The 12,957-nt window shown below is 58.4% G+C and carries 9 protein-coding genes; 3 read left to right on the top strand and 6 right to left on the bottom strand.

Features of this window, described 5'->3' with window-relative positions; genetic code table 11:
* Nucleotides 1-77: 77 nt before the first annotated feature.
* Nucleotides 78-842 carry a response regulator transcription factor gene (locus FZZ93_RS07580; RefSeq protein ID WP_149321720.1) on the bottom strand — a complete coding sequence of 255 codons (765 nt, stop codon included), beginning with the start codon at nt 840-842 and terminating at the stop codon, nt 78-80.
* Nucleotides 843-1,337: 495 nt separating this feature from the next.
* Nucleotides 1,338-3,416 (bottom strand): YadA family autotransporter adhesin, encoded by a 2,079-nt coding sequence (locus FZZ93_RS07575; protein WP_149321719.1) that lies wholly within the window; start codon nt 3,414-3,416, stop codon nt 1,338-1,340.
* 580 nt (nt 3,417-3,996) lie between these two features.
* Here FZZ93_RS07575 and FZZ93_RS07570 point away from each other — a divergent pair.
* Both FZZ93_RS07570 and FZZ93_RS07565 read left to right on the top strand, forming a co-directional pair.
* Nucleotides 3,997-5,262 carry a FecR family protein gene (locus FZZ93_RS07570; protein WP_149321718.1) on the top strand — a complete coding sequence of 422 codons (1,266 nt, stop codon included), beginning with the start codon at nt 3,997-3,999 and terminating at the stop codon, nt 5,260-5,262.
* Nucleotides 5,243-7,558 (top strand): CHASE2 domain-containing protein, encoded by a 2,316-nt coding sequence (locus FZZ93_RS07565; RefSeq protein WP_187774486.1) that lies wholly within the window; start codon nt 5,243-5,245, stop codon nt 7,556-7,558. Before FZZ93_RS07570 ends, FZZ93_RS07565 begins: the two co-directional genes overlap by 20 nt.
* Before the next feature lie 52 nt (nt 7,559-7,610).
* On the opposite strand, the gene FZZ93_RS07560 is transcribed toward FZZ93_RS07565, so the two are convergent.
* The 4 genes from FZZ93_RS07560 to FZZ93_RS07545 all read right to left on the bottom strand — a co-directional run bounded on the left by FZZ93_RS07560 (nt 7,611) and on the right by FZZ93_RS07545 (nt 12,008).
* The gene (locus FZZ93_RS07560) at nt 7,611-8,363 is read right to left on the bottom strand and encodes an outer membrane protein assembly factor BamE (RefSeq protein WP_149321716.1); all 753 of its coding nucleotides are present in this window, start codon (nt 8,361-8,363) and stop codon (nt 7,611-7,613) included.
* Nucleotides 8,360-8,635 carry a YrhK family protein gene (locus FZZ93_RS07555; RefSeq protein ID WP_149321715.1) on the bottom strand — a complete coding sequence of 92 codons (276 nt, stop codon included), beginning with the start codon at nt 8,633-8,635 and terminating at the stop codon, nt 8,360-8,362. The genes FZZ93_RS07560 and FZZ93_RS07555 overlap by 4 nt, the downstream gene beginning before the upstream one ends.
* A gap of 163 nt (nt 8,636-8,798) precedes the next feature.
* Entirely contained in the window at nt 8,799-10,697 is a 1,899-nt protein-coding gene (locus FZZ93_RS07550; protein WP_149321854.1) for an ABC transporter ATP-binding protein, read from the bottom strand.
* Between the two features lie 114 nt (nt 10,698-10,811).
* The gene (locus tag FZZ93_RS07545) at nt 10,812-12,008 is read right to left on the bottom strand and encodes a M24 family metallopeptidase (RefSeq protein ID WP_149321714.1); all 1,197 of its coding nucleotides are present in this window, start codon (nt 12,006-12,008) and stop codon (nt 10,812-10,814) included.
* A 181-nt stretch (nt 12,009-12,189) separates the two neighbouring features.
* On the opposite strand from FZZ93_RS07545, the gene FZZ93_RS07540 reads away from it, so the two are divergent.
* Nucleotides 12,190-12,909 carry a YebC/PmpR family DNA-binding transcriptional regulator gene (locus FZZ93_RS07540; protein WP_149321713.1) on the top strand — a complete coding sequence of 240 codons (720 nt, stop codon included), beginning with the start codon at nt 12,190-12,192 and terminating at the stop codon, nt 12,907-12,909.
* Nucleotides 12,910-12,957: the final 48 nt, after the last annotated feature.

Here is a 12,957-nt window from a genome sequence, read left to right as displayed (position 1 = left end):
CACCCCGCCCGCTTTACTCCTTCGAGACTAGCCGAAAAATTCAATCCTAACAGCAAGAAGCTTGGGAAATTCCGGGATCACACTTCTTCACCAACCTCCTGCTCCTCTTCATCAAGCCTCTTCAGGCGATACCCATAACGGTATACAGAAGACAGCTTCCAGCCATTAACAGCATTCAGTCCAAGCTTTCTCCTGAGGCGATAAATATGCACATCCAGAGTTCTCGACATAGGGCTTTCTTCCTGTCCCCAAACCGTTTCATACAAGTAGGAGCGACTCAAAGGATGGTTCAGATTACGTAGAAGAAGTAGCGCCAAGCGGTACTCCTGATGAGTCAATTTAACGGCCTCACCACCGATAGAGATAATTTCCTCTTTCGGGGATACGGTGATATTTCCTTGCGTGAAGGATTCGTTGCGATGCCTGCCACTCACGTGATGACGGCGCAGGGTCGTCAATACACGCGCGACCAGCTCATCTGGCCGAAAAGGCTTGCTGACAAAATCCTCGGCGCCAGCTTTCAATGCTTCAACAACATCCTGTTCCGTATCCCGGTTGGTCACCATGATGACAGGAGGCGGAGACTGAAAATATTCGTCCATCCAATGCAAAATCTCCGGCCCATTCATGTCTGGAAGCATCCAGTCGAGAAGCACGAGGTTATAGGTCTTTCGCTTGATACCTCGAATGAAGTCCTTGGCGTTCTGGTACTCATCAATCTGCCAATCCGTCTTGCCTTCATCGACCTGCCAGTCCTGTGAACTCTTTTCAGATGCGGTATGTAGTAGACTCGTCAACTGATTGAGACATACTGGATCGTCCTCAAGGATGGCGATAAACATCAGGGCACAGCTCCTACAGCGTATACTTAAAAACTATTAATTTTTTTGCGTCCAAGGTAGACATTATAGCCAACCTTTAACAGTTTGACACATCAAAACTGCCAACAGAACCATATTGTACAGGGGAGATAAAAAAGCCTGGCAAAATGCCAGGCAAAAGCAGGGGACCATGGAGGAACCCATGGCCCTACAATGGTAGGCAAAACCTTGCAATGCCTTAAGGGATATTTAATGAAAGAATGTGTCCGACCATCGACTTCAACCCCGATCACCAAGGGCGACAGCTTCTTATTCCATAAAAAAACAAATCTATAACCTAGAAATTACGAACCATCATAAAACATCTTATTTTGCCATATAGAAGAGAGAATAGTTCACCCATATGTCATCAATTGGCTGGGCATTTCACTACCTCCACACAGCTAGCAAACCTTCATCAAGCAAGCCTTAGTCTTCGAAGAAACTCTCTGCTCGTCCCAGGATCATTGCCAGGCTTCACCAATGGAAGCCCGCACCGATACCAGTACCGAAGTTACCCTGGGAATCCCCCGAGGCATTGAGCTTCACAGCCCAGCGACCGTTGTCGGAAAGGCGTGACACCCCCACAGCGACAGCCGACTCACCGCTGTAGGTCCCTGCACCGGCGGATACCATGCTCTTGCCGGGTAGGTAGGCCTGCGGCACAGAAGCTGTGGCAATGGCGCTGGCGGTCCCCGCATTGGCATCGTCCTCGACGTCGTCGATGCGATTACTGAGCCCTCCGATCTGTTGGTTGAACTGCTGGTTCAATTCCTGCAGCTGTCCCACATTAGCGGCATCAGTCAGCGCCTCACCTGGTGCCACGTTGCGGATCCGTGTCGATGTGCCTTCATGCCCCAGTGTCACCGAACTGTAGTCCACGCCGCCATCTTCATGGCGGTCATAGTTCACCGAACCCGTCTGCACGGCTTCCAACTGACGCACATTGACCGCATCCATGTCTTCAGTACCACCCGCCACATGGGAGATCTGACGTTCGCCACCTTCGCTGCCCACCGAAACAGCGCCCTGTGTCGACGCCACGGATTCATTGGAAAAAGCTTCCTCGGCACCGTTCATGCCCTCGCGAGTCGCTTGCGAGCCGGCCCCCAGGGCTACCCCGCCATCACTCTCAGCTCGAGCGCCGTTGCCAACTGCCACACTGTCGTCACCTGCAGCCACACTCTCCGGTCCCATCGCCACGCTCTCGGCACCTTCGGCACGCGCATCCACTGCCTCGGAGTTAGCCTTGAAGTACGTTGTCTCTCCCACTTCTATATTGGTGAGCTTCTCCTTAACTTCCCACAGCTGGCCACCATTGACCGCGTCACTGCTGTCCGCCGAGACCTCGCCATCTCCAAGGTTGGTGATGGTGGTCCCGTCATCGCCATTCAAGTTAATAGTGTCGTAGTCGACGCTCCCGTCGTCGCTGGTGTCGTATTTGACCGCCTGATCGTCCAGCTCCGCCAGGTCGTTGCTGATGTTGCTCACACCACCTTCGACATTGGTTACCCGATCACCAAGTGCTTTGACGTCGCCCTCGACTTCGATCACTCGACCCCCTATCTGGCCCACCACTTGGTTGGTGGCATGCAGTTGGCTGCCGTTGACAGCATCTGTGCTATCAGCAGAAACCCGCCCCGCCGCCACATTGGTGACAGTTCGCTCTGCCCCCATATCCCCCACCGATACAGTGCTCGCCGGATCACTGCCGGCCACTACGTAGGTCTGACCATTGATAGTCACCTCGGAGGTTGCCTCGACCGGTGCTGTCACACTGTTCGCGCCCAATGCCACGCCATGAGCGTCCTTAGCCATGGCACCGGCTCCGAGGGCGAGTGTGCCATCCGCCGTGGCCATCGCGCCGCTTCCCGTGGCTACCGCTGATACTGCACTCGCCGTGGCCTCACCGCCTATCGCGATACCTGCCACTCCAGAAGCCTGCGCCCCGCGCACATCATTTGCACCAATGGCAATGGAGTGTCGACCAGATGCGATGGTGGAATCTTCCACGGTCAGCGGATTGGCACCATCCCCGGCAGCACTACCGATCGCAATGGAATTGAGGGCAGTGGCACGACTCCCGAAACCTACGGCCGCACCGCCAGTTCCTGTCGCCGCCGACTCGAGCCCCAGGGCGGATGCCCATTTTGACGTCTCGCTCAAGAAACCGAAGGCACTTCCCCCTCTTCCTGTCACCTTGGAGAATGTGCCATAGACAGTTGCCGCAAGTTGGCCATTGCCATCAGCATTACAGCCAGCCACCGTGGAGTAGGTTCCGGAACCATCCATGGGGTCACGGTCGGTCAGGGGAGTGGCGATCCGGCCTACAGCCGTATCGCCGGTATTCGAGATGCAGGTACTGCCATCCGAGGCAAACTTCCGGGCCTGGACATCGCTACTCGCCCCCAGCCCCATGGTGAAAGCGACGCTCAAGAACATGCCGATAGCGATACTTCGAGAAATCGTCAACCTTCCCGCTGGACGGGTTACCCTGGATACCATCGACATGTGGCCGGGGGAGCGACTCCAAGCCAGGCGATACATATTATCCATTACAGCTCTCTCCCTGCTTCCTAGGGCCTACCCGTCAACCGACGCTGGCAGTTCAATTTCTCGGCGCAGTTCCAAAACCGTTCGCTTGGAGTCATCCTGCTGTGCAGCACTCACTCATTTCCAGTCACTCATTTCCAGTCACCCACAGGAGACACGATTCCCAAGGAAATTTTACCATGCGATACATTTATCACTAGCATTGTTAACAACAATTTACAATCACAAAAGACGAATCATAACAATTTTTCAAGATTATCAAAAACAAGAGGATTCCCGAAAAGAACCTAAAGTATATAAAGCATACCAAACAACAAAATAACCAAGAACTGCATACACCAAACCCTTCACCCTCTTCTAATACTTAACAAAATAGTCATATATCAACATCGTCACCATTGCTTCTCCACCATCAACCCCTTAAAGATAACGCACCGAATAAAAGACAAATAAGCATGTGTTTTTGGCGACTTCAAGATATGAACAAATATTAATAACGGTCCGCGTCATCGCATACTTTCGCGTATGCTAGGCAGCAAATGGCCTGCCGTCTTCGCGCGATATTGCGCATGGGAGTGAAAAGATGAATAGATGGTACCTACATAGCCTGGCTGGCCTATGCTGCACCGCCTTTCTTCTGAGTTCGGTGGCATCTGCCCATGACCCGGCCTCAACCGAACGCTACCGCGTGCAACCGGGCGATACCCTGTGGGAAATCACCGAACGCTATCGGGGTGACGCCAGGGAATGGCCGATACTTCGCGAGACCAATAGCGTGGAGAACCCCCGCCAGCTACAGCCTGGCGATGAACTCGATCTTCCGCCCCTGCCGGAGCTGACCGCAGAGGTCCGTCACTGCGAAGGCAGCGCCTGGCTAATCAAGGATGGCGGCGAGCGCATCCCGCTTCGCGAGGGCATGAAGATCGCTCCCGGCGATACCCTGGAGACCGCGAGCCGAAGCTTCGTGTCGCTACGTCTACCTCACGGCGAGGACGTTGTGTTGCCTTCCAACTCCCGAGTAGCGCTCAAGCAACAGAACCGCCGCCATGCCCGGCTGTATCTCGAGCACGGCGAACTGGAAGCCCATGTGCCGAAACAACGTGACTTTCATGAGGTACTCGACATCGATACGCCAACCGGGGTCATCGGGGTACGTGGTACTCAGCTCCGTGTGTTCCACGCCGAGGACGGCGTCCGTGTCAGCACTCTGGAAGGAAACGTGGTCCTGAGCCAAGGCGACCGTTCCACAAGTATTCCTGCCGGCCAGGGAGTGCTGGCGCGTGCGGATTCGCTTCCCCAGGTTGCGTTCCTTCTCCCCCCGCCCGACCTGAAAGCAGACGAGCGATCCTTCGACCACCCCCTGCAGATCAGCCTATCAGAGGTACCGGGGGCCAAGACCTATCGCGTGCAACTGGCGCGGGACCCCGATTTCCAGACCATCTTCCGCGACCAGCGGAGCGACACACGCTCCATGACTTTCGATTCGATCCCCCGTGGGTTCTACTACGCGCGAGGATCAGCCTTCGACGCACTTGGTATCGAGGGCCACTATGGCCATCGGCTAGTCCTCCATCGCCCGATCGAGACAAGCCTGGACACCACCGGCGAGGGTTACACTTTCCGCTGGACCGATACCCCTGGACTGGAATATCGCCTACAGTTGTCCGAAGACAGTTCGTTCAGCGCCCCCTTCATGAGCCGGTCATTCTCGGACAGTCAAGGCGTCACACTGCGAAACCTGCCCACGGACGAGTTCTTCTGGCGGCTGCAGGTATCCAGTGAAGAGGTTAAGCTCGTTGACTCCCCTGTCGTGGCCTCCGGGAGGCAAGGTGCCGCACACCAGCCGTAACCTGTTACATGGCCTGACCAGAACTGGGCTACTGATTGGACTCTGCCTGATAGTACTTACCTGGTGGTCGGGACAGCGTTCCTGGCCCACCGATGCCTATGTGTATGATCGCCTGCTGACCACCCGGATACTGCCGCCGAATAACGATATCCTGATCATAGCTATCGACGAACGCAGCCTGAACGCACTGGGCCAATGGCCATGGCCACGCAGCCTGCACGCGGCGCTGCTGGACCGGCTGGCCGATACTGATATCAGTGCTGTCCTGTTCGACGTGGTGTTCATCGAACCTGCGCGTCTGCCAGGCCATGACCAACGCCTCGCCAGTGCCCTCAGGCGCCAGGGACATACCTATCTACCCATCATCCGTCCCGAGACGAGCGGGCGGTCGTCGATCCCCCGTTACTTGCTGCCCGCCGAACCGCTCCGCCAGGCCGCCCGGGGCCTCGGTCACATCGACATTCGAGCTGACGATGACGGCACCGTGCGTCGCATCCATTTGCAGGGCGGCTCTGTTCCTCAATTGACGCTACGGCTCTACGAGGACCTCGTCACGGGCAACCGGGTCACGCCCCCGGATGCCACTCAAGACATTCTGGCCAAGAACAGCACCGATCTCGAGGTCCTGATCCCCTATCGAGGCCCCACATACCACTACCCTCGCGTCTCCTACGTCGACGTTCTCGAAGGACGCCTGCCCCATTCCTTGCTGAAGGATCGCATCATCATGGTCGGTGCCACTGCCAAGGGACTGGGAGATCGTCACCCGACTTCCTTCGGGGCCGCCGATGGCGGCATGCCCGGTGTCGAAATTCAAGCCAACCTGCTGGACGGACTGCTGCAAGGCGACCTCATCCAGGACGTGCCGACCTGGTTGACCTCCATTTTCTCCCTCCTGCCCTTGCTGATCTTCCTGGGCCTCGTCCGGGTCCTTCAGTTCCGACACATGGCCAAGATGACCCTCGCCGTTTTGACCGTCATCGCGCTAAGTACCTGGGGCCTGTTGGTCATCGGATGGTGGTGGCCGCCCACGATCAGCTTTGGCGCGGTTATCGCCGCCAGCATCCTCATCAGTTGGCGCTGCCAGGCCACGGCCCTGACCTGGTTCCAACAGGAAATCGGCCACCTGGAGAACGAACCCGGCATCATTCCGGCGCCCGTCGCCGTACCGACAAAGGAATGGGGGCTCGTGCTGCATCGCCGCATGTTCTCGCTCAAGCGTGCCATCACCCGACTCCGCAATACCCACCAGTTTATCGCCGACGCGATGGATTCCATGCCCATCGCCACCCTGGTGGTGGACATGAAGGGACGCATCATTCTGCCCAGCGCCCAGGCCAAGCAATTACTCCGGCGCCACGCAATCGCCGACGGAGGATCGATACACGATCTGCTGGTGAGCATGACGCCGGAAGGCCAAACCGCTGGCAGGCGGCTCGAGGCCGATGACCTTGGCTCACTCGACGACCAGCTATACAAGGGGAATGACGAACGACACTATCGTCTCAAGGTGTCACCGCTGGTGACGGCCATCGATGCCTTCGAGGTTGGCTGGCTGGTCGGCCTGGTGGATGTGACGAGCATACGGCAGGCAGAAGAGCAACGCGCCAGCCTACTGCGCTTTCTGTCCCATGATTTGAAGGCCCCTCAGTCCAACATCCTGGCCCTGACTCAGCTCCAGCATAACTCGTCGTCACGCCTGTCCGAAGAGGAGTTGCTCGACCGTGTCGCCCAGCAGGCACGCAATGCTCTGACACTCACGGACAGCTTCCTGCAACTGACCACGATCGAGTTCGGTGCCATGAAAAAGGAGTTCGTGCTGCTTTCCGACGTCATTCTGGAGGCCATCGATCAAGCCTGGCCAGCGGCTCAGCAACGTGACATCCGCATCGAGCACAACATCGAGGACGAGTGCCCGATGGAAGGCGACCGCTCCTACCTGTTGAGAGCGATCTTCAACCTGCTGGATAACGCCATCAAATACAGTCTGCCCGACACCTGCATATCGCTCGAGATCAGGGAGACAACGACAGGCATTATCCTCGACATCCAGGACCAGGGCATCGGCATCCCCGAGCAGGATCTACCCCATATCTTCGATAGCTACCAGCGCAGTTCAGGCGCGCATCTGTCCATGGGTCATGGTCTGGGCTTATCGCTGGTGAAATCGGTAGTGGAGCGACATGGCGGGACCATCGATTGTCAGAGTACCGAAAATGTTGGCACCCGATTCCGACTCACCTTGCCGAGCTACTCGGAATCTCCCGACACGGAAGATGTCGACGACACAATGTAAGACGACACAATGTAAGACGACCCAGCAACGACGTGAGCCGTATGCCGGCCGTTCAGGGTTCGCGAATCTCGATGACGATCTGCTGCGTACTCCGACAGGATTTGGCGCTATCTTGGCCTTGGCAGAGCGAGACAGCCGCCGATGTAAGCGAAACGTCCTCGATGGTGTTTCCTCCCCGAGTCTCCAGGAAGCGCTGCACCGCCTGACGCTGGGCTCGATATTGTCCCGGCTCCGGGTAGCTGCCAATGGACAGCACCGGGTCGTGGAGCTCATGCTGCAAAATATCCACAAAATCGCCCAGCAAGTGTTGTCCTTTATCGGTCAGGCTGCCATCCGTCGAGAACATGCCTTCGATGGGCAGACGGTAGTAGTGAACCATGCTAGAGCCTTCGATCGGCTCAACCTGGATGGACGAAAACCGTATGGCGCATCGAGCCGTTCTCCACCGCGTTTCCGCGACACGCATCTTCTCATCAAACGCTAGCTGGAACTGGCACATCATGGGTTCATGCTCTCCATCAGCACCAAGATCGAATAGGTAGTTCCAGGTTCTAACGTTGAACAACCCTTCGGAAAAATGAGGGTTTCCCAGTAAATCCCGGACCTGGTCCTTGGTCATGCCCGGCTGGAGCGTCTTGATCGCCTGCGAGGATTCAAGGGTTCCTTCCCGCATATAGGCATCATCCGGATCGGGAAAGCCATCCTCGCCTCCCGTCACCGAACAACCGCCGGACATCAGCGCCATTGCAAGCACAGCGCTAAGCGATACTTTTCTGATCACGCCACAACCATCATCGTTTTTCACTGTTGCCACTCACTATCGGGAATACGCTGCAAGTGAAGGTGACTAGCCAGCCGAATGGCCGGACGCACCAGAAACTGGAAACTGCCAATGATGAACATCCAGACTGCCAATGTTTCCTGGCTCGGGTAGAGAAAGAGCACACTACCGGCGAGAAACCATATAGCGATGAGGAAATCATTGGCAATACTGAGTGTTTCATAGCGTCGACGAATGATCAGTTCCTCATGGCCGACTCTCAGCGTCAAAGGATCATCGAGATGGGAGGACTTCACTGCGCTATCTCCTTTTGCTTGCTGCTTGCTGTCCTTTGCCTTCCTGTACCCTTCCTGCCTGACGACCCGGATGATGGCCCAAGCCAGCTCAACACGACCACCACCTGACGAAAGCCATACTTGAGCATATCAGCAGCAGGGCACGAATTGATCGAGTCGCGGGTCAGGACGGTATTTCCTCCATGGATCGCTGATTGCCTCGTTCGGCTGTCTCCGCGGAAGCCTCGAGCCCCAGGAAACCGCCCGACTGGCGCCGCCATAGCGCAGCGTATATGCCATCCCGGGCCAGCAGTTGCTCATGGTTGCCGGTCTCGACGATACGCCCTTCATCGATCACCACCAGGCGATCCAGCATGGCGATGGTCGACAGCCGATGCGCAATCGCGATGACCGTCTTGCCCTCCATCAGCGCATAGAGCTGCTCCTGAATGGCCGCCTCGACTTCGGAATCCAGCGCCGAAGTCGCCTCGTCAAGCACCAGGATAGGCGCATTCTTGAGCAGTACCCGCGCGATGGCGATCCGCTGCCGCTGTCCGCCCGAGAGCTTCACACCACGCTCCCCGACATGCGCATCCAGCCCTCGGCGCCCCTGTAGGTCAATCAGGTCATCGAGGAAGCTGTCGGCATGGGCCTGGCGTACCGCCCGCTGGATATCCTCCTCGCTGGCGTCGGGACTACCGTAACGGATGTTGTCACGCACCGAACGATGCAACAGAGAGGTATCCTGAGTCACCATGCCGATGCGGCGACGTAGCGACTCCTGGGTCACCGCGGCAATGTTCTGATCATCGATACGAATCGCCCCGCTTTCCAGGTCATAGAAACGCAGCAGCAGGTTGGCCAGGGTCGACTTTCCGGCACCGGAACGGCCGATGATGCCGACCTTCTCGCCAGGTGCGATGTTCAGCTCCAGGCCATCGAAAACACGCCGCGCCTCACCGTCGGGCAAGTCATAGCCGAACCGCACCGCCTCGAAGCGAATCTCGCCACGAGGCACCTCGAGCTCACCGGCATCAGGAGCATCCAGCACCGCCGGCGTCCGCGCGATAGTATTGATGCCATCCTGCACGGTGCCGATGTTCTCAAACAGGCTAGCCACCTCCCACAGAATCCAGTCGGACATGAAGCGAATGCGCATCACCAACCCGATGGCGACCGCGATCACGCCTAGGGACACGGCTTCCAGATACCAGGCACCCACCGCCATCGTGGCAACCCCGACGAGCAGCAGCGAGTTGAGCAGCGTCAGGCTCACCGACAGCCGGGTGGCCAATCGCATCTGGCGATGCACGGTGACCATGAATTTCTCCATGGCATCACGCGCATAGTCCTGCTCGCGGCGCGTGTCGGCGAACAGCTTGATGGTCTGGATGTTGCTGTAGCTGTCCACCACCCGACCGGTCATGCGCGCACGGGCATCGGCCTGGGCCATGGAAACGTTGCGCAACCTTGGTACGAAGAACCACATGATGCCGACATACCCCACCAGCCACACCACCAACGGCGCCATGAGCCACGGCTCGGCGTTGCCCAGCAACAGCATGGCCCCGGTGAAGTAGACGGCCACATAGACCAGCAGGTCCATCAGCTTCATGACCGTCTCGCGGATCGCCAGCGCCGTCTGCATGACCTTCTGAGATACGCGTCCGGCGAACTCGTCCTGGAAGAATGACATGCTCTGGCGCAGCATGTGGCGATGCGAAAGCCAGCGGCCAAGCATCGGGTAATTGCCGAAGATGCCTTGGTGGGTCAGCAGCGACTGCAACAGCACCAGCAAGGGCAGCCCCACGATGATCAGCGCGCCCATGCCGGCCAGGCGCCAGCCGTGTTCGGCGAGAAAGCCTTCACGCTCGGCGCTGGACAGCCAGTCGACCAGCTCGCCCATGTAGTGGAAGAACACCACCTCGGTGGCCGACACCAGGGCGGTAGCCAGCGACATGGCCACCAGCAGGCCGGCTACCGGTCGGGAGAAATGCACGATGAAGGGCAACAGCCCTCGCGGTGGTACCCGAGGTTCGCCCTCGGGGTACGGATTCACCAGATTCTCGAAATAACGGAACATAGCGGCGCTCTCGAAAGAAATACGGGCAATGCGAGCTTGCAAGATAATTCCTCAAGTAAGCTTGAGGTCAAGAGCAACACCCAACTCCGTTACCAATCGCTCGCTTCCACCCACTCAGCTGACGTTGACCGGAGTCGCGAGCCGCCAGTCATTGTCGGTCAACGCCACGCCGCCCTCCGGCGTGACTCTGACGGTATCACTCAGGCCGATGCCCCACTCACCCGGCAGGCGCAGACAGAGCGGCAGATGAAAGACCATGTCGCTCTCGAACGTCCGCATCTGCCCGCGTGCGATGAAGCCCGTCCCCTCGACCCAGCTTGGTGGGAACTGGGCGCCCACGGCATAACCGAAGACGCCGGAAAAGAACACTCGCTCGGCCTGAGTTGCCAGCACCGCCTCGGCGGCACACGCCGCCTCATCGAAGGTATTGCCCGGCCGCATGGCCGTGCACAGCGTTTCACCGATTTCCCGACACAATTCACCGAGTACCAGCATGTCGCGGCTGGGCTCCCCCGCCACGACGGTCCGCATCATCGGCGCGGTATAACGCTGGAAGGCCGCCCCGAACTCCAGGAACACCGGCTCGTCCTGCTCGATCGTCCGGCGCTTGTGATTGACGTGAATGGTGCCGCTGCGATGCCCGCTGGTCACGATGGGCTGCAGGCTCATGAACTCGCTGCCCGCCGCCAGCATCGCCCTGGCGCCCTCGGCCGCCACCTGATTATCGGTAACGCCGGGCTCGATGATCGCCTCCGCCGCACCTAGCCCCAGGGACGTGATGCGGGCGCTTTCGCGCAGACACTCGAGTTCCGCCGCGCTCTTGACGATCCGCACGCCGTCGAGCAGCTCACCACCATCGTTGCGGAACCGCGCCGCCCCGAGCCTGGATTGAAGCTCGCCGATCACGCCGTGACGTAACCCAGCATTGAAGGCATCCAGTCCGATGACGCCATGCGGCGCCAGGGTCTCGGCCAGCGGCTCGACCACCTCATCGATGCTCTCCCAACGATAGCCGAGAATCTCGTCGACCAGGGCGGTGACCACCGCAGGGCCGGTCTCGATCGACGGCACCTGCAGCACCAGGCGTTCGGCGGTCACCACCAGGCAGGCATGCACCGAGACCTCGAAGGTGTGATAACCGGTCAGGTAGTAAAGATCGGCCGGATCGGTGAGCAACAGGGCATCGATGCCCATCTGGTGCATTCGACGACGCACCTCGCGGCGGCGCGACGTGAATTCTTGCGGCGTGAACGGCTGTTCGCTCCCCTGCTGAGTGGCAGCGAGGGCCTGACGATAGGCCTGATAATCCATGACAGTGCTCCTGAACAGCGGGTGTTTCCTGGCGCACATTTCCCGGCATGAACGCCTGCGCTGGGCGACGCACCAACGTTTCCAGTGTAGGTGGTCGTTTCGGGAAGCCGAAATAAGACTGTTCCCACCTCCTGCGGTTTCGTAGAATCCTGCACAACATTAGAGGCAACAGGACAATGCAATGGGCAGGGCCTTCCAGAACCGCAAGGAATCCATGGCCAAGACGTCGGATGCCAAGGCCAAGGTATACGGTAAATATGGTCGTGAACTCTATGTATGCGCCAAGCAAGGGGGCAGCGATCCCCATGCCAATCTCGCCCTGAGGGGACTGATTGAGCGAGCCAAGAAAGCCCAGGTTCCCGCTCACGTTATCGACAAGGCACTGGACAAGGCCAGCGGCGGCGGGGGTGAAGACTATTCCCCGGCCCGTTACGAGGGGTTCGGCCCAGGCAACGCCATGGTCATCGTCGAGTGCCTGACCGACAACCCCAACCGCACCATCGGCGATGTTCGCACCTGCTTCACCAAGTGCAAGGGCAAGCTCGGCACGCCCGGCAGCGTCAGCCACATGTTCGATCACTGCGCGATTCTCGCCTTCAACGGCGAGGACGAGGAAGCCACCCTCGAAGCACTGATGGAAGCCGATGTCGATGTCACCGACATCGAGAACGAAGCGGGACACATCACCGTCTTTGCCCCTCACACCGAATACGCCAAGGCCAAGCAGGCACTACTCGAGGCCTTCGGCGAGCTGGAATTCGAGATCGACGAGATTCAGTTCGTGCCCCAGACCACCACCCCGGTGGAAGGCGACGACGTCGCCTTGTTCGAGAAGTTGCTCGACATGCTCGACGACCTGGACGATGTGCAGAACGTTTTCCACAGCGGCGAATTGCCTTGAGCGCCTCGCAGAAAGCCAGCGCAAAAAAGCCGGCCCTAGGGGCCGGCC

The organism is Halomonas eurihalina (assembly GCF_008274785.1).
Classification (GTDB): Bacteria; Pseudomonadota; Gammaproteobacteria; order Pseudomonadales; family Halomonadaceae; genus Halomonas; species Halomonas eurihalina.
This window is presented reverse-complemented; position numbering and strand designations above follow the sequence as displayed.